Origin of the sequence: Streptomyces sp. NPDC008125, from assembly GCF_042957125.1 — a bacterium.
GTDB lineage: Bacteria > Actinomycetota > Actinomycetes > Streptomycetales > Streptomycetaceae > Streptomyces.
In genome coordinates this window covers 354807-374358 of sequence record NZ_JBIBHR010000002.1, presented here as the reverse complement: position 1 = coordinate 374358, position 19552 = coordinate 354807, and the positions used below count along the sequence as shown (strand labels likewise).

The following is a 19552-nucleotide window of genomic DNA, read 5'->3' as shown; positions in this document are numbered from 1 at the left end:
AGGACGGGGGTTCAGGGGAGGCGGGCTTGAGGTCGTTCGACCTGGTGACGCAGCCCTGGCTGCCGGTTCAGCTCGCCGACGGGTCGGCGGCGGAGTACTCCCTGCGCGAGGTGTTCGCCGGCGCGGGACGGGTGCGGCGGCTGGTCGGTGACGTGCCCACGCAGGAATTCGCCTTGGTGCGACTTCTTTTGGCCATTCTTCATGATGCCGTCGGCGGGCCCGATGATATGAGGTCCTGGCAGGCTCTCTGGAGGGACGAGCATTCGTTCGATTCCGTTTCTGTCTACTTGGATAAGCATCGCGATCGTTTCGATTTGCTTCATCCGGTGGCGCCCTTCTTCCAGGTGGCCGGATTGCGGACGGCGAAGGACGAAGTCGCCCCGCTCAACCGCATCGTGGCGGACGTTCCCAACGGCGATCCGTTCTTCAGCATGCGGATGCCTGCCGTCGAGCGCCTGAGCTATGCGGAGGCCGCGCGCTGGGTGGTGCACGCCCACGCCTACGACACCTCGGGCATCAAGTCCGGTGCCGTCGGGGACGACCGGGTCAAGGGCGGCCGGGGCTACCCGCAGGGCGTCGGCTGGGCGGGGAACCTCGGCGGGGTGATGGCCGAGGGGGACGACCTGCGCCGGACCCTGCTGCTCAACCTGGTCGCCTCCGACACCGGCCTGCTGGATGTCGACGAGGACGACCGGCCGGCCTGGCGCCGCGATCCCGACGGCCCGGGTGCCATGAAGCCGCGTGGGATGGCGTCCCGTCCCACGGGCCCGCGCGACCTCTACACCTGGCAGACCCGACGGCTCCGGCTCCACCACGACGGTGCGGGGGTGTACGGCGTGGTGCTCGGGTACGGCGACCCGCTCCCGCCGCGCAATCAGCACCGGACCGAACCGATGACCGGGTGGCGGCGCAGCGAACCGCAGGAGAAGAAGCACCGTCTGCCCAAGGTCTTCATGCCGCGCGAGCATGATCCCACCAGGGCGGCGTGGCGCGGACTGGAGAGCCTGCTCGTCGAGGGCGCCTCGCACGCGGGCGGCCAGGGGAAGCAGGGCGCCGAGCGTGTGCGGCCGGCGGTGCTGGAGTGGGTGGCCGCGCTCTTCGGACGCGGGCACATTCCGGACGGGCTGATCCGGGCGAGGACGATCGGCGCCCGGTACGGCACCCAGCAGTCGGTGATCGAAGAGCTGGTGGACGACGGGGTCACGCTGCCCCTGGTCCTGCTGCACGACGAGGACCCCCGGTACGCCCGCACGGCCGTGGTCGCCGTCACGGACGCGGACAGTGCCGTGAACGCGCTGGGCGACCTCGCCGGCGATCTCGCCCAGGCGGCCGGGGCGGACCGGGCGGTGCACCGGGCCGCCGCCCGGGACCGGGGGTACGGCGCGCTGGACGGCCCGTACCGCCAGTGGCTGCGCGGGCTGGTGGCCGGCGCGGATCTGGACCTGGCGCGTACGGAGTGGCAGCGGGCCGCGTACCGGACCGTCGAGCGGCTCGGCCGGGACCTCCTGGACGCGGCGACCGCGGCGAGCTGGGAGGGGCGGATGGTGGAGACCTCGCGCGGGCCGGAGTGGTTCGACGACACGCGGGCCGACCGGTTCTTCCGCATGCGCCTCGGCAGGGCACTGCCCCGGGCCCGGGACGACGGTCCGGGCGGTCCCGACGGCCAGGGCGGTGCCGATGGTGCGGGCGGCACCGACGGCCGGGACGGCGCCGATGGCGGGCGCGGCCCGGGCGGTCCGGGCGGTCCCGAAGAGGCCGAGTACGACACCACTGCCGGCGGGCTCGACGCCGACGTCACCGTTTCGGAGGTTCACACGTGACCACAGCGCAGCAGCAGCCGGTGCTGCCCCGGCAGGAGCCCGCTCGGGCACCGGCGGAGGCCGTACCGGAGGCGGTACGGGATGAGGGAGGCAGGGCGGGGCCGGAGGCGAGGAGCAGGGCCGAGCTGGTCGGCGAGGCGGTGCACGCGCATGTGGCTCCCCTGTGCCGGGGTTACCAGGACGACGAGGCCGCCGCGGTGGCCGCGTTGGCACGCATCCGGCGCGGTGCGGGCAAGCCCGCCGGGTCGCTCCCCGACCTCTGGGGGCTCCTCGGGTTGGAGAGGCTCGACACCACCGGTTGGGGCGAGGCCGACGTGGTCCGCGCCGAGGAGGCGGTGCACCTTGCGGTGACTCTCTGGGCGCTGCACCAGCAGTCCCATCCGGAGACCGCGATGCACGTGCCCGGCGGCCCGGACGTCGGCGGTGCGGTACGCCGCCTCATGAAACCGGACGAGATCGACGAGCCCGTCCGGAAGCGGTTCGTGCGGGCCGGATCGGCCCCTTCGATCGAGGCCCTCGGCCCCCGGCTGCGCGAGCTGGTGCTGCTGTTTCGCCGGGACGGCATCGCGCTGGACTACGCGAAGCTCGCCCGGCAGCTCTACCGGTGGCAGGGCTCCGGCGGGCGGGCCGAGATCCATCGCGCCTGGGGGCGCGGCTTCCACCAGTACCGGCCGCCCGCGCCGCCCGGGGCCCCGGCCACCGGCACGGACACCGGCGACACCCCGCCGACCGACGCCGACGCCGTCGCTGCCACCGCCACCGCCGACATCTCCGCTTCTCCGACCGACAAGGACTCCCGCTCGTGACCCGGACCATCATCGACGTACACGTTCTCCAGACCGTTCCGCCGAGCAACGTCAACCGGGACGACACCGGGGCGCCCAAGACCGCTGTCTACGGGGGCGTGCGCCGTTCGCGTGTGTCCAGCCAGGCGTGGAAGCGGTCCACCCGCCAGGCGTTCGGTGAGCTGCTCGACCCGAGCGAGCTGGGGGTGCGGACCCGCAAGATCGCGGAGCTGCTCGCCGAGCGGATCGGCCGGATCGAGCCGGAGCTCGCGGCCGGTGCGGGAGCTTCGGCGGAGGGGAGCGTGCTCGACTTCGCCGCCGAGACGATCAGGGTCGCGACGGGCTCCAAGGTCGAGGTCCCGAAGCGGAAGAAGGCGAACGCGAAGGAGGGTGCCGAGGAGACGGTGCACGCCCCCGAGTCGCTCTACCTGCTGTTCCTCAGCTCCCGTCAGCTGGACGCCCTGGCCGAGTTGGCGGTGGAAGGGCTGCGCGGCGAGCGGGAACTCAAGGAGTTCTTCGCCGACAAGGAGGTCAAGGCGCGGGCGCGGGCGCTGGCGGACAGCCGGCATTCGGTGGACATCGCGCTCTTCGGCCGGATGGTCGCGGACGCCGCCGACATCAACGTGGACGCGGCGGCCCAGGTCGCGCACGCCCTCAGCGTGCACGCCGTGGAGAACGAGTCGGACTACTTCACGGCCGTCGACGACCGGAACAAGGAGAGCGAGTCCGGTGCCGGGATGATCGGCACGGTGGACTTCAACTCGGCCACTCTGTACCGCTATGCCGCGCTGGACGTGGACCGCCTCCGCGACAACCTCGGTGCCGGGCTCGACGAGGAGAAGCCGGGTTCGGAGCCCGTACGGCGGGCGGTCGAGGCGTTCGTGCACGCGTTCGTCAACTCGATCCCCACCGGGAAGATCAACACCTTCGCCAACCACACCCTCCCGGACGCCGTCGTCGTCAAGCTCCGTACGGCCCGCCCCATCAGTTTCGTGGGTGCCTTCGAGAGGCCGGTGACGGCGGACACCACCAGCGGGCATCTGGAGGGAGCCTGCCAGGCACTGGCCGCGTACGTCCCCGACGTCGAGCGCGCTTACGGCGCCGAGGCGGCCGGCAGCACGTGGGTCGTACGGGTCGGCTCCGCCACCCGGGCGTTGACCGGGCTGGGCGAGGAGCTGTCCCTCGACGGGCTCGTCAAGTCGGTGGGCGACGCGGTCGAGAGCCGGCTGGGCGGCGCGTGAATGAGCAGCGTCCTGACCCTGCGGCTCGCCGGGCCGTTGCAGGCATGGGGTTCCTCGGCCCGCTTCACCCGTCGTACGACCGAGTCGGCGCCGACCAAGAGCGGGGTGGTCGGCCTGCTGGCGTCCGCTCTCGGCCGCCCGCGCCGGAGTGACCTGTCCGACCTGGCAGCCCTGCGTTTCGGTGTGCGGATCGATCAACCGGGTGCCCGGGTGCGGGATTTCCAGACCGCGCACCATCCGGAGACCGGCAAGTCCATGCCGGTCTCGGAGCGCTTCTACCTGTCCGACGCGGTGTTCGTCGCGGCGGTGGAGGGTGATGCCGAGCTGCTCGTGCGCCTGCGGGACGCCGTGCGCGCCCCGGTCTTCCTGCCGTTCCTCGGCAGGCGGTCCTGCCCGCCCAGCGGCCCGATCGACCTGGGTCTCCACGAGGACGTGGAGGTGTCGGAGGCGCTGGCTGCGGAGACGTGGCAGGCGAGCGACTGGTACCAGCGGCAGCGGTCCGAGGAGGAGACGGTCGAGTTGACGGCGCTGCTGGAGGGCGTGCCCGGGGACGGCCCCGCCGAGGGCAGCCTGCGGGACCAGCCGGTCAGTTTCGACCCCGCGCACCGGCGGTACGCGCTGCGCTCCGTCGTGTCGGAGCCCGTGCGGGTGCGCAATCCGCGCCACCGTCCCGACCGGCGCCCGGCGAGGACCCGGCGCCCCGTGACGCCGCCCGCCCACGATCCGACGGCGGCGCTGACGAGCGCGGTGGACGAGGGGACACCCGGCGGACGGGCGGTACCGCAGGCAATGGCCGATGCGGCCACGGTCGATCCGGCATCGGCCGATCCGGCATCGGGGGATCGGTCACCGGGGGAGCAGGAACAGCCGGGTACGGAGGGCTTCTGACATGTATCTCACGCGTTTTCGCATCAACACCGCGCGCACCGGCGCGCGGAGGCTGCTGTCCTCGCCGCAGCGACTGCACGCCGCGGTCATGGCGTCCTTCCCCGAGGCACCGCCGCCGGCCGGACAGGGACCCCGGGTGCTCTGGCGGGTCGACCACAACTCCAACGCCGAGGTTCTTCTCTTCGTCACCAGCCCCACCCGTCCCGACCTCACCCACCTGGTGGAGCAGGCGGGCTGGCCGACCGCGTCGGAGCCAGGGTGGCAGAGCTACGACTACGCGAGGTTCCTGAGCGGCATCGGCGCCGGTTCGACGTGGTCCTTCCGGCTCACCGCCAACCCCGTCCACAGCATCCGGCGCAAGGAGGGCGAGGAGACGAAGCGCACCGCGCACCTCACCCAACGCCATCAGCTGAGCTGGCTGCTGCAACGACAGGAGCCGAACGGCTTCGAGATCCTGGAGAAGCCCGAGGAGAAGCGGCAGAGAGGGTTCACGGACGCGCACGAGGTGATGGTCCACGGCTTCCGCGGCCTGGCCTTCACGAAGGGGCCGGCCGACGCGGGTGCGAAGCGGGGCGCCCCCGTCACGATCAGTACCGTCACTTACGAGGGCCGGCTCCGCGTGACCCGGCCCGATCGCTTCGTCCAGACCCTGACCTGCGGTCTCGGGAAGGCGAAGGCGTACGGCTGCGGGCTGATGACCCTCGCGCCGGTCGGGTGAGGGGCGTGGACTCCTCACCCCGTGCGCTCCGCACGAGAAGTCTGTCCTCGCCCCGGGACCTGAACCGGGTCGGCGACCGGGTCTCCTTCGTCTACCTCGAACGCTGCGTGGTCCACCGTGAGGACTACGCGATCACCGCGGAGGACGCCGAGGGGGTCCGGCACATCCCGTCGGCGACCATCGGCACCCTGCTGCTGGGCCCGGGGACGCGGGTGACGCACGAGGCGATGAAGATCCTCGGCGAATGCGGTGCGGGCGTCGTCTGGCTGGGCGAAGCGGGCGTCCGGTACTACGCGTCGGGCCGTGCCCTGTCCCGTTCCTCCGCCCTCATGGAGGCGCAGGCGGTCGCCTGGGCGAACCAGCGCACCCGGCTGGGTGTGGCCCGTTCGATGTACCGGCTCCGCTTCCCCGAGGAGGACCCGGCGGGCCTCACCCGCAAGGAACTCCTCGGCCGCGAGGGCATCCGCCTCCGCGACTGCTACCGCGCCCAGTCGGTCCGTACCGGCGTGCCCTGGCGCGGAAGGCAGTACACCCCCGGTGACTTCACCGCCGGGGACGCCCCGAACCAGGCGATCACGGCCGCCGCCCAGTGCATGTACGGGGTCGCGCACGCCGTCGTCGCCGCCTTGGGCTGTTCACCGGCCCTCGGGTTCGTCCACTCCGGACACGAGTTGTCGTTCGTCATGGACGTGGCCGACCTGTACAAGACGGAGATCGGTATCCCGCTCGCTTTCGACGTGGCGGCGGAGAGCCCCGAGGAGATCGGCTCGCGCACCCGCCGGGCGCTGCGGAACGCGATCAATGAGCAGGGTCTGATGGACCGTTGCGTGCGGGACATCAAAGCGCTTCTCTCGATCGGAGCCCCGGGCCACGGGGCTCCGGGAAGCGGCGCGAGCGGCTCGGGAGGTTCGGGAGGTTCGGGAGGTTCGGGAGTTTCGTGGGCCGGCGGGGACGACGACGGCGCGGACCGCGTGATGCTGCTCTCCGACGGGGGTACGGAGGTGGCGGCGGGCCGCAACCACGCCACGGCGGAGATGACCTGGTGAGGGGGGCGAGCGCGCGGTGACGGTCATCGTCCTGACCAATTGCCCGGTCTCGCTGCGGGGGCTGTTGACCCGATGGCTGCTGGAGATCTCCCCGGGCGTCTTCATCGGCGGGCCCTCGGCCAGGGTGCGTACGGAACTCTGGTCGGAGGTACGCCAGTTCTCCGGTCAGGGGCGGGCTCTCCTCGCGTACAGCGACGACAGCGAGCAGGGGTACTCCTTCGAGACCCACGACCACAAGTGGCACCCGGTGGACCACGAGGGCCTGACGCTGATCTTCCGCCCGAAGCAGGGAGCTCGACGCCCCGCCCAGTCGGCGCCACCGGCGAAGGGCTGGAGCAAGGCTTCGAAACGGCGCCGGTTCGGGGGCGGGTGAGCGGGGAATCCGTTTCCACCGGCGGACGGAGAGGCGGCACACTGCGGGCATGGGCGACATGAGCGGCACCACCGACGGCCCTACTGGGGACACCACCGACGGCCGTACCGGGGACACCGCCGACGGCATCACCGAGGCGCCGAGCGCGTCCCTCCGGTCGGGTGAACTGCTCGGGTACCCGCCCGGCGCACGCCTGTTGATCGTCAACTGCGACGACTTCGGGATGTACACCGCGATCAACGAGGCGGTGGTGCAGGCGATCGAGCAGGGAATCGCTGGCTCGTGCAGCCTGATGGTCCCCTGCCCGGCCGCTCCGGACGCGATGCGGCGGCTGCGCCGCCGGCCGGAGATCTCGTTCGGCGTGCACCTCACGATGGTCTGCGAGATGCCCGGAAGTCCCTGGGGCCCGATGGCGGAGAGAGCGAAGGTGCCGTCCCTGCTGGACCGCACCGGCAATCTCTTCGCCCCCACCCCTGTAGGCCGTGCCGAGCTCCTCGGACAGGCCCGGATCGAGGACGTGGAGCGCGAGTTCCGGGCCCAGATCGACGCCGTGGCCGACGCCGGTCTGGCCCCGACCCACCTGGACTTCCACTGCCTCGCCGACGGCGGCCGGGACGATATCTTCGACCTCACCGTGTCCCTCGCCGACGAGCACGGGCTCGCGGTGCGCGCCTGGCTGGAACCCGCACGCGAAGCGATGCGACAGCGCCGACTGCCGGTCAGTGAGAACGACTTCCTGGACAGCTACGCGATCCCGCTCGACGGCAAACCCGTTCGGTACGCCCGGCTCCTGCGCGACCTGCCACCCGGCCTCAACGAATGGGCGGTCCACCCGAGCCTCGGCACACAAGAGTCCCGGGCCCTCGATGACGGGTGGCACGTACGGCGTACGGACTACGAGTTCCTGGTCTCGCCGGAGGCGAGGCAGGCGCTGGCCGAGGAGGGGATCCGGTTGGTCGACTACGCGGAGGTGCGGCGGGTCTGGCTGGAGGGGGCTGCTCCGGGTGGGAGTGCAGGGATAGGCAGTGAGGGTTAAATGCGGCTTATGTCGATTTCGGTGAAGTTGGATGATCCGGGCTCGGTGGCTTGCTAAATGCCCAGCTCGGGAAGGGTGCTCCCCGCGCGCGCGGGGATGGTCCCGGGCATCGGGAGTGCGTTCGTGCTGGTCAAGGGTGCTCCCCGCGCGCGCGGGGATGGTCCCAGCCCGTCGATGGCGTTCCGGGTCCGTTCCTGGTGCTCCCCGCGCGCGCGGGGATGGTCCCGCCCGCAACGCCTGCTGAAGGTCCGCGATGTGGTGCTCCCCGCGCGCGCGGGGATGGTCCCGTGCGGTCAGCGGCGTACTGGCGCGTCCGTGAGTGCTCCCCGCGCGCGCGGGGATGGTCCCTACAACATCGCCATCGCGGGCCGGTTCTTCAAGTGCTCCCCGCGCGCGGGGATGGTCCCGGCAACGTCGTCGCCCTGGACCCCGACACCCGGTGCTCCCCGCGCGCGCGGGGATGGTCCCCGCAGCTCCCCGCCGCCCCGCGCGCGGTGACCGTGCTCCCCGCGCGCGCGGGGATGGTCCCCTGGGTGCTCGTGATCCTCAGCGCCGAGGCCAGTGCTCCCCGCGCGTGCGGGGATGGTCCCAGATCGCGGCGTTCCGTCTCCTTCTCCTTCTTGTGCTCCCCGCGCGTGCGGGGATGGTCCCTCCCCCCACTGCTTGAAGAGGAAGGGGACGCGGTGCTCCCCGCGCGTGCGGGGATGGTCCCGTCATCACCGGCCGCTACCGGGCCAGCTGGCAGTGCTCCCCGCGCGTGCGGGGATGGTCCCAATCCACGAACATCGTCTTGCGGACGAAGAAGGTGCTCCCCGCGCGTGCGGGGATGGTCCCAGTCCGACCATGAGTTCCTGACGGTGGCTGCCGTGCTCCCCGCGCGTGCGGGGATGGTCCCGTCGTGCACCAGTGCGGCACGACGGGCGTCGAGTGCTCCCCGCGCCCCAGGGGGACACACGGCCGCGTAAGGAGCGCACCCGATCGTGGCCCGCCGCCCAGGGGTCACCTCCTGCGCAGGGTCACCTCCGGCCCAGGGGTCACCTCTGGCCCAGGGGTCACCCCCCTTGCCCAGGGCTCACCTCCCGCTCAGCGGACACCGACTCACAGCTCACCGGGCCAGAGGGCCCCCTCACCCGCCCCCCGCCCTCCCGGCAGGGGCTCCGGGCCCGGTCGACGCTCCCGCCGACACCCCCGCCCCCGTACCCGTCCCCGTCACCGTCACCATGTGGTTCTCCGCGCGGGTTCGCAGCTCCTCCACGCCCGGGACCTTGCGGTACTTGTCCAGGCGGGTGCGCATGTCCTCGGTGGCTTCGGTGACCTTGACGGAGCGGATGCCGTCGGCGCAGTCGAGGAAGTCGGTCCAGGTGGCGAGGGCGGCGTCGAGGTGGCCTCGGCGGAGGTGGATCTGGCCGAGGTCGGCGAGGATGATGGCGCGGCTGCGGCGGCGGTCGATGCCGTGGATCTCCAGGGACTCGTGGAGGTGGCCGGTGGCGCTGTCGAGGTCGCCGAGGCGGGCGAGGATCATGCCGGAGTGGTGGGCCCAGCGGCCGATGCTGAAGTGGGAGGCCCACGATTCGCCGGGGGCCGCGTCGGGGGTCTGCTCGATGGCGGTCTGGGCCGCGGTGAGGGCCCGGGTGGCGAGGCGGTGGTCGCCGTCGAGGGCGGCGGCGTCGGCGAGGGTGGTCTGGAAGTACGAGACCGCGCGCGGGTCGTCCAGGGACTTGGCGCTGTCCACGCAGCGTTCGGAGAGGCGCAGTGCCATGGCGCCGTACCGGGGGCCGAGGTCGATGGCCTGAACGGCCAGGCCCCGCAAGGCGGTTGCGGAGAGCTCGGGTTCGTCGGCGGCGAGGGCGAGGCCGTAGGCGTGGGCGTAGTACTGCTGGGCCATGCCCTGGTTGCCCTCGTCCTGGGCCATCCAGCCTGCCAGGTGCACGAGTTGCGAGGTGGCGGCGTACAACTGCCTGCCGATTTCCTCGGTGTAGGTGCCGTCGAGCCAGGCGGCGACGTCCTCGGTGAGGTAGCGGACGGCGAGGTGGCGGGCGTGGCCGCCGCCGAGTTCGGCGGCGGTGTCACCGAGGGCGCGGGTCATCTGGCGTACGGCGGCCACCTCGCCGGTGCCGACGCGTACGCCGCCGACGCGACCGGTCCGGCGGGTCACGCTCTCCGGGTCGGGCAGGTTGAGGGCGGCCAGAGCGTGGGCGCCCGAGGCGGCCAGGAAGTTTCGCCGAAGCACGTCGTTCCTCCCCAACTCGACGACTGACGCCACGGTATCGATGCCCGCAAGGGGGCGGGAGGCGGATCGTTGAGCGGGGACGCCCGGGGTGACGGGCAGAGCCGGCGGCGCGGCGGGGGTGGCCGGTCCGCCGGGTGTCTGGAGCGGCGGGTTCGTGTCCAGGCCGAGTACGTCGGCGATGTACGGGAGCCAGTAGTCGGGTTTCCGGCGGCCGGCCATCCATCGACGGACCGACTGGCGGTCGAGGCCGTTCGGGCCGCGCCCCTCGGCGATTCCCAGCTCCCGGGCGAGTTTGGACGGACCCCAGCCACGTGCCGCGCACGCCTGGCGGATCAGCTCGCCGATCTCCGGGGATTCGGGCACCTTGCGCTCACTCCTTCACCAGGGCGGGCCTCCCGGCCTGGCCTACGCGGGACTACATGTGGCCCACAGCCTGGCATCTCCTCACTGTGCGTGTTCGCAGGTTCACTGAACGCCATCCCTCCGGGAGTTCAGATCCACCCTTCGCACCGAAAGAGGTGAGTCCGCAATGAGCTCAGCCAGCGGAACGAGCGGAAACAACGGGTCGAGTGGAGCCGGCGACAACTGTGCGGCGAGTGGCAAGGGCAACGGTGGGTCGGGCGGCGCCGGTAGCCCCGGTGCGGCTCCGGGGCATTGCGCGCCGCCCGGAGGGTGCGGTTCGTACGGCGGGGCGAAGTACGGGAGTTCGGGTGGGGGTGTACGTACGGTCGGCGGAGCCGGGTACGGCGGGGTGACGTACAGCGTCCCCCCGTACGGCGGCGGTCCGTCGAACACGGGTGTGCCGGTCAGCCGGGCTGATCTGGCGGCCGATGTGCAGTTGGCGCTCGACCTCGCGCGGGGGCGGGCGACGGGCGAGGCGGCGGATGCCCTGCGGGAACGGCTGCGTCGCGCCATCGTCGCGTACGCCCCGCTGGCCGACGCGTACGCCGCCCAGCTCGCGGACTCCCGGGCGCGGGAGATCGTGACGCACATGGTCTGCCACGCGTGGGCCGTCGCCCAGGATCCGGGGCAGGACCCGGCGGTCAACCTCCGGTTGCTGGCGAAGGCGGTGGACCACCTCGCGCGGTACGCGGCGGCGGCACGCCACATGGCCCCCACCGACCTGGATTCGGGAGCCTGTTGATCAGCCTGCCGATCAGCCTGCCGATCAGCCTGCCGACCGGGCTGCCGACCGGCCTGTTCGACGCGACGCCGACCGGTCGCCGTGGCGCTGCCGGAAGGCGTCGAACGGCTTTGCCATTCCTTTACAACCCAGGGTGCTGCTGCCTCGTCTCTCCGCACGTTCCGTTTCCCGGCCCGCCCCTCTTGGCGGGCCGATCACGAAGGAGAGCCGTTCATGCGCCGAACCACCTTCAGTCTGCTGACGCTTGCCTGTGCCGCCGTGCTCGCCACCGGCGCCGGCCCCGCCTTCGCGGACACGGCGACCCCGGCCCCGAGCGCGCCGGCCGTCGTCTCCAACGGCTCCGCCGAGGCCCCCTCCGCGGCCCCGGCGGCCGTTCCGGCCGAGGCCGCTACCAACGCCCCGACCGCCGTGCCGGCCCCGAGGGAGGCTGCGACCGCCGTGCCCAGCGCGGCCGCTGCGGCTCCGGCCGGCTCGGGCGGTGCGCCGCAGGTCTCCTCCGTCCCGTCCGGGGCGCCGAACACCGGTGCCGTCGCCGCCGCGCAGTCGGGCGGCGGCAACGGGGCGCTGATGGGCGGAGGCATCGCGGCCGTCGTACTCGGGGCGGGCGCGGCCGTGTTCCTCGTGCGCCGCCGGGGCGCCGGGGTGAACGGGGCGACCGGGGCGTGACCTCGTACTCCAGGCGGACCTTCGGGACCGCCGTACTGGCCTCGCTGCTCGCCGGTTGCGGCGTCGGGAGCGAGGGCGCGGGCGAGGGCGCGGGTGAGGGCGGGGACGGTGGCCGGGGCGGAGTGTCCGGGCGACCCAAGGCTCCCGCCCCTGCCCCGTCGGCGCACGCCCAGCAGTCCCGACCACCGTCCACGGCCATCGCGTTGGAGCGTTCCGTACCGCTTCGGCTGGAGGTTCCGGCGATCGGGGTGGACACCCCGGTCGTCCGGCTCGGCCTCGCGGCGGACGGCACCGTGGAGGTGCCCGCGATCACCGCGCACGACCGGGCGGGCTGGTACGAGAACGGCCCGACCCCCGGCCAGACAGGCCCGGCCGTGATGCTCGGGCATGTGACGGTCGGGTCGTACGGTGACGGGGTCTTCCGGCATCTCGCGCAGCTCCGCGTGGGGGACCGGGTCGTGGTGCGCCTGGAGGATTCGACGGCAGCGGAGTTCGCCGTCTTCGCCACCCGTACGGTGGCGAAGGCGGCGTTCCCCACCGAGGCGGTCTACGGCAACGTGGACCGCCCGGAGCTGCGGCTCATCACGTGCGGCGGGGCCCGTGACGGCGACGGGGGCTACCAGGACAACGTGATCGTCTTCGCCGCCCTGGCACAGCAGGATCAGGAAACGTCCGACTCGGGAGATCGGTGAAGCGGGCCCGCGAGAGAAGCGACCGGCGCGGCCGGCAGGCGCAGGCGGCGTCCGAGCTGTTCGCCGTGCTCTATCCGTCCCTCGCCGGGTGGTGCCGCCGTCTCGTGGACGACGACGGGACGGCGCACGAGATCGCCTCGGAGGCGTTCACGCGGCTCTGGGCGCGCTGGACGAAGGTCGAGGAGCCGCGTGGGTACCTGTACGTCACCGCGGCCAACCTCGTACGCGACCACTGGCGTTCGCTGGAGCGCGAGCGCCGGGCGGTACGGCGGGTGGTGACCGAGGAGGTCGTCGGCGGGCATGCCGAGCCGGCCGACCCCTCGGTCCGGATGCTGGTGCAGTCGTTGCCCGAACGGCTGCGCGTGCCGATCCTGTTGCATTACTACGCGGACATGCCGATCCGGGAGGTGTCCGCGCTGACCGGGCGGAAGGAAGGGACCATCAAGGCCGATCTCCACGCGGCCCGCGAACTGCTCCGCGCCCACCTGAGGAGAAGCCTTGACCACTCGCGTTGACGAGGAGCCGGAGTTCGGCGCCGACGACCCGCTCGCCGTCATCCTGCGGCCCGGCCACGACCGCCTCGCCCCGCCGCCGGGCCGGTACGAGGAGCTCCGCCGCGGTGCCGCCGGCCGGAGGTACCGCAGGGGCGCCGCCGTGCTCGGCATGGCCTGCGCGGTGGCCGGACTCGCGGTGCTGCCATTCCGGTTGGCGGCGGGGCCGGGCGTACCTGCGATGCCCGCGTCCCCGGCGGCCCCGGCGGCCCCGGCGTCGACCGGGTCGGGGTCCACGGATTCGGGGGTCACGGAAGCGCCGACGCCCGGCCGGACGGCAGCCCCGCGGCGGGTGCCGTCACCGGTGCCGACCGGACCGGCCGTGACCGAGGGGACAGCCGCGCCCGAGCGTGCGAGCGAGGTCCCGTCCGCTGCCGTGCCCACGCCCACCCTGCCGCCGACCGAATCCGGGGCGGTGCCCTCCGGGGCGGCGCGGTCCGTCCCGTCCACCTCCGCGGCGGTGCCTGCACCGACCTCCAGCCCGACGGGAGCGTCCGCCGCGCGGAACCCGTCGGTGGCGCCCACCGAGAACGCGTCGGGCGGCTGAAAGGAGCATGTCGCAAAGGCCGTTCACCCCGTCCTCGCGAGGACGGGGTGACATCTCGAACTGATGAACCGTCCGATATCCGATGCCAAGCGGCAGTTGGGGTGTATGGGCGCGCACGCGTGGAACTCCCGCATTCATGTGCATAGACATGTTTCGGGCGTTGTACCGTGATCGCGTCATCACGCTCCGTGTGCCTCCGCGCGCGTGGGGCGGCCCCCGGTGGTGTACCCAGCACCGTCCCGAGGGCCTTCACCACGAGTGGAAGGAAGTCCACAGCGATGCTTTGGCATGCTATCTCTCCGGTGTCGGACACCGACGGTCGTTCGAAGGCGCTGGTGCGCTCGCGCCGCATGAACAGTGACGCGAAGATCATCCTGTTGTACGTGGAGGGCCTCCCGGCCGACCAGCTCGTCGGGCTGATGGGCCCGCTCTGGGACTACGCGAGTGCGGCGGGAGTCGAGGCCGGTCCGTACAAGAAGGCCAAGAAGTACTTGCAGCGCGAGGGGCATCTCCATCAGTGGCCCTACCAGTTCGGGCCCGGTCGATGGGCGACCGCGCAGATCCTGTCGAACGCGCCGATCACTCCTCAGGAGGCGAAGGCGGTCTGGGCGAGCCGGGAGCAGGAGACGGTCTGGTCCGGCGAGGGGCCGTGGGACGGGCCGGGGGGCGGAACGGGCATCGGCTCGCACCGTGGGCCGGGCAGGCGGTCGAGCTGGGGGCATGCCCGGGAGGCAGTGCGCTGGGAAGGCGCATCGCCGCAGGTCGCACCGAGTGAGGTGAGTCCGGCAGTCGGTCTGCGGGGAGGGCGGCAGTCCGGCGGCTACCCACCTGACGGACAACTGATGGCGCGCTCATCCCACCTACCTACCAGCGTGGGTGCGGTGTCGAACACCGAACGAGTCGCGTTCGGGGATCGGTTCGAATGGGGGCCGCCCCTGGTGGACGAGTCCGACAGCGGTTTCTGGACGGAGTCGCCGGAGTGGCTGGTGGAGCATGACGCGGCGCGCGCCTGGGAGACCTCGCCGGATTCCGTACCCGCTGCCGTACCCGCATCCGTAGCCGTTCTCGCCCCCGCACCCGCACCCGCACCCGCACCCGCCCTCGTGCCCGCAGTCGTCCCAGGTACCGCGACGGCGCCCTTGATGGCGGTTGCTCTCGGACCCGAAAGCGGTCCCGCACCCGAACGCGTTCCCGTGCCCGTTCCCGTGGCTGTTCCTGTCGCGACGGACGCGACGCACGCGACGGACGACGCGGGGGAGGAGCTGGGGAAGGGCTGGACGCCTCAGATGGTGCTGGCCGAAGAGGTGCTGCTGTCCTTGGGGAAGGAGTCGAGGCAGCTGCGCCTGGGGGTGTACGAGGCGCGCAGGCTGGTGGACAAGGCGGCGGAGTGGCTGCGGCGCGGCATGTCGGCCGCCGACATGCGGTACGTGCTGAGCTCGCAGCTGCCGAAGGACGGGGTGCGGACGGCCGTCGGGTTCCTGCGACACCGGCTGGAGGAGAAGATGCCGCCGGAACCGGGCCGCAGGCGCGCCGTGACAGCCGTCGAGCCGGGAGCCTCGCGCCCCCGGGGCGTGGACCGGATCGGGGACGTGAACCGGACCGGGACGGAGCGGATCGGGACGGACCGGACCTGGAGCCTTGAACTGTCCGGGGAAGTGGTCGCGCGGGTACCGCTGGTGGAGTGCGAAGGGCCCGGGGACGTGCACATGTTCCGTGCGTACCAGGGCCATGTGAAGTGCGAGGCATGCCGACAGGAAGAGGCGTTCCAGCTGTGGGCGGCCAAGCGGGCGGCGGATGCGCGGGCACGGGGCGAGGTGCTCACCGGGGACGGCAGGGGCGGCTGGCGCGACCGTCTCGCCGAGCTCGCCGCCGCCCTGGAGGACGGGGAAGCGCAGGCGAGTGCGGAGGCGGACCGGGTGGCGGACCGGATGGCGGACCGGGTGGCGGACCGGATGGCGGACCGGGTGGCCGCCGCCGCTCCCGAGCCGCGCGAGTGAACGGGCGCCCCCGCCCCGTACGCCGTGAGGGGCCGCCCACGCAGCGTGCGCGGACGGCCCCGGACGTCGGGAGGTACGTCGGTCGACGGGCGGCCTCAGTCGGTGACCTCGATCTTCCCGTCGTTCCTGGCCGTCGCCGGCACGCCCTCGGCGGCGGGAGCGGCGACCTCGGCGGGCGAGCCCGTCCGCGAGGCGGTGAGGCTCTTGAGCAGCGAGGCCAGGTCGACGCCGGTGGTGGAGGTGAGCAACTCCATGCCCTGAGCCACGTTGTCGGTGACGGTACGGGCCAACTGGCTCGCGCCGTCCGTGGAGATGACCGTCAGCTTGTCGATCGCGCTCAGCGGCTCGGCCGCCTTGGCGACGACCTGGGGCAGGACCTCCACCAGCATCTGGAGGACGGCCGCGTCGCCGTACTGCGCGAAGGCGTCGGCCTTCTTCTGCATGGCCTCGGCCTCCGCCGCACCCCGGGCGGCGATGGCGGCGGCCTGGGCCTCGCCCTCGATGCGTACCGCCGCGGCGAGCGCCGAACGCTGGAGCTTCTCGCCCTCACCGGTGAGCCGGGCACGGTCGGCGGTGGCTTCCGCTTCCTTGACCTGGGCGATGCGGCGGGCCTCGGCCTCCTGCTCGGCCTGGTACCGGGCGGCGTCGGCGGGCTTGCGGACGCGGGTGTCGAGCTCGCGGTCGGTCAGCGCCGCCTGGCGCGCGGCGACCTTCTCCTGCTCCTGGAGGACCTCCTGCTGGCGGGCTGCCTCGGCGAGCGGGCCCGCCGCGTTGGCCTTGGCTGCCGCGACCTCGGTCTCCACCCGGATCTCCGCCTGCTTCAGGTAGAACGTCCGCTCGGCGATGGCGACGTCCTCGGCCGCCTTCAGCCGGGCCTGCTCGGAGGTCCGCCGCGAGTTCGCCTCGGCGATGTCCGCCTCCTGCTTGGCGCGGGCGGCCTCGGGCCGGCCGAGGTCCTCCAGGTAGGTGCCCTCGGTGGTGATGTCGTGGATCTGGAACGCGTCCAGGATCAGCCCCTGGCCGGAGAGGCTGGCCTCGGCCTCCTCGGCGACCTGGCTGGCGAAGGCGGCCCGGTCGCGGATGATGTCCTCCACCGACATCCGGCCGACGATCGCGCGCAGCGAACCCGACAGGACCTCCTGCGTGAAGCCCGCGATCCCCGCCTGCTGGCGCAGGAACCGCTGGGCGGAGGCGCGGATCGCGTCCTCACTGCCCCCGACCTTGACGATCGCGACGCCTTCGAGGTTGGCCTTCACCCCGCGCAGGGTGACGGCCCCGCGCACCTTGACCGGGATCTGCCGGCTGGAGAGGTCGAGGGTGTACCGCTGCTGCACGAACGGCACCACGAAGACACCGCCGCCGACCACGACCTTCTGGCCGGTGTTGTCGATGCTGGTCTGACCGGTCACCGGGTCCGTGTGCTTCTTGCCACGGCGGCCGGTGATGATGAACGCCTCGCTGGGACCCGCGACCTTGTAGCGGGTGACGACGGCGAGGCCGAGAAGAACGAACAGTACGACGATGCCGATGACGGCTATGACCACTGGACTCATGCGGTGATGCCCCCCTGGACCGCTGCCCGCGTGGGCAGCGGATTGATCAACGACCGTATGTCTTACGGTCGTTCCACCGGGCGCACGGTGACCGAGGAGGAGGACAAGGTGGCCTCGACCCAGATCTCGGTGCCCTGCGCGACGGGTGCGGCGCTCTTCGCCGCGTACTTCACGGTGTGCCCGGCGAGGCGCAGCAGCACCTCGCCGTAGCCGTCCGCCGGGATCGCGGTGACGACGGAACCGGTGGTACCGATCAGGTCGGTGCCGCGCGGCGCGGGGTCCGTCCGGTCCTGCATCAGAGCCCGGCTGAACCTCCAGGTCAGCCAGGCCGCGACCAGTCCCGCCAGGCCCCCGCTCGCGAGGGCCACGGCCAGGCCTGCGTCGGTGGTTCCCTGCACGATCGCCCCGCCGAAGCCGAGCATCGAGAGGAACCCGGCGATCACGGGGAGCGAGAGCAGGCCGTCGAAGAGGCCGTTGAGCAGGCCCCCGAAGAGCCCGCCGAAGATCCCTTCCAGGATGCCGTCGAAGAGCAACGACAGGGCGAGCAGGGCGAGTCCCGCCGCACCGAGTGCGAGGAGAAGCGTCACGTCGTACCCCCTTGAGCCGTTCGGGCCCCCCGGCCCCGCTCCCTGGCGAACCGGACGGCTGGAACCGGCCGGCGAACCGACCGGAGAATCTCACGGGCCGGGGCCCACCGTCACTGCCGGGAACCGGCAGTCTTCGGATGATCTCGGTGCCGGAAACTGCCGTCCGAAGGGGTGGACGACCGCGCGGCACGGTTGGTTCCGTGCCGGGCGCTCCCTCCGGCCGCCGCTCCGTGCGCCGTGCCGGGCCGGGCGCTCCCGGCAGCCGCTCCCCGTGCCCCGTACGTCCCTCAGCGCTTCACCAGCGCCACCAGGCTCAGCCCGAACATCAGCACGCCGAGTGGGAGATGGACCGACGGTACGTGCGCGATGCCCAGCACGACCTGGACGGAGGCGAGGACGAGGAAGCCGGTCGCGTGCCGGACCGGCCGGGCGGGACCGCCGCCCGGCTTCCACGCCAGCACCGCCGCGAGGACGTACAGCATCGACGCCCCGTACATCACGCGGGCGCCGACGCTGTGCAGCGTCTCGCCGTAGGAAGCGGTCAACAGCAGCCCGGCGGAGACCGCTTGGAGGAAAATGGTCAAGGTCTGGAGCGCTATCGCGATCCGCAGGAACGAGAAGCGGTGCTCTGCCGCCGCCTGGGTGGTCATGGCCACGGTCCCCCTGTTCCGCCCCGGAAGGCAGTCGGTCGATAAGGTCTCACCAGCCCGACGAGACGGGTCCGCGAAAGGTAAGGCGAGAGGGCGCCCGGGATGGGGACGGCGGGGACCAGCACCGGCAAAGTGGCCGGGGAACGGCGCCAACTGCTCAACATCGCCTACCGGTTGCTCGGATCACTGGACGAGGCCGAGGACGCCGTGCAGGAGGCGTACACGCGGTGGTACGCCCTGCCGCGAGCCCGGCGGGACGAGATCGCCTCCCCCGGCGCCTGGCTGACCACCGTGACCGGCCGGATCTGCCTGGACGTCCTCGGTTCGGCGCGGGCGCGGCGGGAACGGTACGTCGGCTCCTGGCTGCCCGATCCGCTGCCCGACCGCACCGGACACGGCCGCGAGGGCGACGGCGACCCCGCCGACCTGATGGTCCTGGACGAGTCGGTGGCCATGGCGTTCCTCGTCGTCCTGGAGTCGATGACCCCCGCCGAGCGGGTCGCGTTCGTGCTGCACGACGTGTTCCGCTACCCGTTCGCCGAGATCGCCGACGTCCTCGGCCGGACCCCGGCCGCCTGCAAGCAGCTCGCCGCCTCCGGACGGCGGCGGCTGCGCACCGAACGCCCGCCCGTCACGGTGGCCGGCCGGGACGACGTGGTGCGGCAGGTCAAACAGGCCTGGGAGGCCAGGAACATCGCGGCCCTCGTCGACCTCCTCGACCCCGCCGCCGTGCTGACCGCCGACGGCGGCGGCCTGGTGAGCGCGGTGCTGCGCCCGGTCGAGGGCGGTGCGCGCATCGCCGCGTACATGGCCGCCGTCGCCGACCGGGCCCCCGGGCTCGAACTCCTGGAGCGCTCGGTCAACGGAACGCCGGGCCTGGTGGCCCGGAGCGGCGGCACCGTCCTGACGGTGGCCTCGTTCGAGATCGCCGACGGCCGCATCACCCGCATGTGGGTGGTCCGCAACCCGGAGAAGCTGCGGCCGTGGCTGGACGACGTCTGAGAGGCAGCCAGGACTGCCAGGACTGC

Annotated in this window: 19 protein-coding genes and 1 CRISPR repeat array; of the genes, 15 read left to right on the top strand and 4 right to left on the bottom strand. The window is 72.6% G+C overall.

Annotated features, from left to right (window positions below):
• Positions 1-44 precede the first annotated feature (44 nt).
• From casA to ACFZAX_RS04355, 8 genes are read left to right on the top strand one after another with little or no spacing between them, the layout of a single operon-like run.
• A complete protein-coding gene (casA, locus tag ACFZAX_RS04390; protein WP_390959241.1) occupies positions 45-1820 on the top strand; it encodes a type I-E CRISPR-associated protein Cse1/CasA in 1776 nt (591 codons plus the stop codon).
• Positions 1817-2626, top strand: a complete 810-nt coding sequence (casB, locus tag ACFZAX_RS04385) for a type I-E CRISPR-associated protein Cse2/CasB (RefSeq protein ID WP_390958955.1) — start codon at positions 1817-1819, stop codon at positions 2624-2626. Before casA ends, casB begins: the two co-directional genes overlap by 4 nt.
• Complete coding sequence (gene cas7e, locus ACFZAX_RS04380) at positions 2623-3846, top strand: type I-E CRISPR-associated protein Cas7/Cse4/CasC (RefSeq protein WP_390958953.1); 1224 nt, start codon at positions 2623-2625, stop codon at positions 3844-3846. The genes casB and cas7e overlap by 4 nt, the downstream gene beginning before the upstream one ends.
• On the top strand, positions 3847-4734 hold the full coding sequence (cas5e, locus tag ACFZAX_RS04375; protein WP_390958951.1) for a type I-E CRISPR-associated protein Cas5/CasD: 888 nt from the start codon (positions 3847-3849) through the stop codon (positions 4732-4734).
• Position 4735: 1 nt separating this feature from the next.
• A complete protein-coding gene (gene cas6e, locus ACFZAX_RS04370; protein ID WP_390958949.1) occupies positions 4736-5452 on the top strand; it encodes a type I-E CRISPR-associated protein Cas6/Cse3/CasE in 717 nt (238 codons plus the stop codon).
• Between the two features lie 5 nt (positions 5453-5457).
• On the top strand, positions 5458-6498 hold the full coding sequence (gene cas1e, locus ACFZAX_RS04365; RefSeq protein ID WP_390958947.1) for a type I-E CRISPR-associated endonuclease Cas1e: 1041 nt from the start codon (positions 5458-5460) through the stop codon (positions 6496-6498).
• Positions 6499-6514: 16 nt separating this feature from the next.
• Positions 6515-6871: a type I-E CRISPR-associated endoribonuclease Cas2e gene (gene cas2e / locus ACFZAX_RS04360; protein WP_390958945.1), complete on the top strand. Its 357-nt coding sequence runs from the start codon at positions 6515-6517 to the stop codon at positions 6869-6871.
• 49 nt (positions 6872-6920) lie between these two features.
• The gene (locus ACFZAX_RS04355; RefSeq protein ID WP_390958943.1) at positions 6921-7907 is read left to right on the top strand and encodes a ChbG/HpnK family deacetylase; all 987 of its coding nucleotides are present in this window, start codon (positions 6921-6923) and stop codon (positions 7905-7907) included.
• A gap of 75 nt (positions 7908-7982) precedes the next feature.
• Positions 7983-8802: a CRISPR direct-repeat array (repeat unit 29 nt; unit sequence GTGCTCCCCGCGCGTGCGGGGATGGTCCC).
• Positions 8803-9033: 231 nt separating this feature from the next.
• Here ACFZAX_RS04355 and ACFZAX_RS04350 read toward each other — a convergent pair.
• Entirely contained in the window at positions 9034-10500 is a 1467-nt protein-coding gene (locus ACFZAX_RS04350) for a tetratricopeptide repeat protein (RefSeq protein ID WP_390958941.1), read from the bottom strand.
• Between the two features lie 388 nt (positions 10501-10888).
• Between ACFZAX_RS04350 and ACFZAX_RS04345 the strand changes: the two genes are divergently transcribed.
• The 6 genes from ACFZAX_RS04345 (at position 10889) to ACFZAX_RS04320 (ending at position 15734) form a co-directional block, all read left to right on the top strand.
• Positions 10889-11281, top strand: coding sequence for a hypothetical protein (locus tag ACFZAX_RS04345; protein ID WP_390958939.1), 393 nt, complete (start codon positions 10889-10891; stop codon positions 11279-11281).
• A 213-nt stretch (positions 11282-11494) separates the two neighbouring features.
• On the top strand, positions 11495-11947 hold the full coding sequence (locus tag ACFZAX_RS04340) for a sortase-dependent protein (protein ID WP_390958937.1): 453 nt from the start codon (positions 11495-11497) through the stop codon (positions 11945-11947).
• Positions 11944-12639 carry a class F sortase gene (locus ACFZAX_RS04335; RefSeq protein WP_390958935.1) on the top strand — a complete coding sequence of 232 codons (696 nt, stop codon included), beginning with the start codon at positions 11944-11946 and terminating at the stop codon, positions 12637-12639. The genes ACFZAX_RS04340 and ACFZAX_RS04335 overlap by 4 nt, the downstream gene beginning before the upstream one ends.
• On the top strand, positions 12636-13154 hold the full coding sequence (locus ACFZAX_RS04330; protein WP_390958933.1) for a sigma-70 family RNA polymerase sigma factor: 519 nt from the start codon (positions 12636-12638) through the stop codon (positions 13152-13154). The genes ACFZAX_RS04335 and ACFZAX_RS04330 overlap by 4 nt, the downstream gene beginning before the upstream one ends.
• On the top strand, positions 13138-13737 hold the full coding sequence (locus ACFZAX_RS04325; protein ID WP_390958931.1) for a hypothetical protein: 600 nt from the start codon (positions 13138-13140) through the stop codon (positions 13735-13737). Before ACFZAX_RS04330 ends, ACFZAX_RS04325 begins: the two co-directional genes overlap by 17 nt.
• Before the next feature lie 278 nt (positions 13738-14015).
• Positions 14016-15734 (top strand): hypothetical protein, encoded by a 1719-nt coding sequence (locus ACFZAX_RS04320; protein ID WP_390958929.1) that lies wholly within the window; start codon positions 14016-14018, stop codon positions 15732-15734.
• A gap of 95 nt (positions 15735-15829) precedes the next feature.
• Here ACFZAX_RS04320 and ACFZAX_RS04315 read toward each other — a convergent pair whose 3' ends face one another.
• From ACFZAX_RS04315 to ACFZAX_RS04305, 3 genes are all read right to left on the bottom strand, one after another.
• Positions 15830-17287, bottom strand: a complete 1458-nt coding sequence (locus ACFZAX_RS04315; protein WP_390958928.1) for an SPFH domain-containing protein — start codon at positions 17285-17287, stop codon at positions 15830-15832.
• A gap of 62 nt (positions 17288-17349) precedes the next feature.
• Positions 17350-17874, bottom strand: a complete 525-nt coding sequence (locus ACFZAX_RS04310) for a hypothetical protein (protein ID WP_390958926.1) — start codon at positions 17872-17874, stop codon at positions 17350-17352.
• 287 nt (positions 17875-18161) lie between these two features.
• A complete protein-coding gene (locus ACFZAX_RS04305; RefSeq protein WP_390958924.1) occupies positions 18162-18524 on the bottom strand; it encodes a hypothetical protein in 363 nt (120 codons plus the stop codon).
• A gap of 102 nt (positions 18525-18626) precedes the next feature.
• Between ACFZAX_RS04305 and sigJ the strand changes: the two genes are divergently transcribed.
• On the top strand, positions 18627-19526 hold the full coding sequence (sigJ, locus tag ACFZAX_RS04300) for an RNA polymerase sigma factor SigJ (RefSeq protein ID WP_390958922.1): 900 nt from the start codon (positions 18627-18629) through the stop codon (positions 19524-19526).
• Positions 19527-19552: the final 26 nt, after the last annotated feature.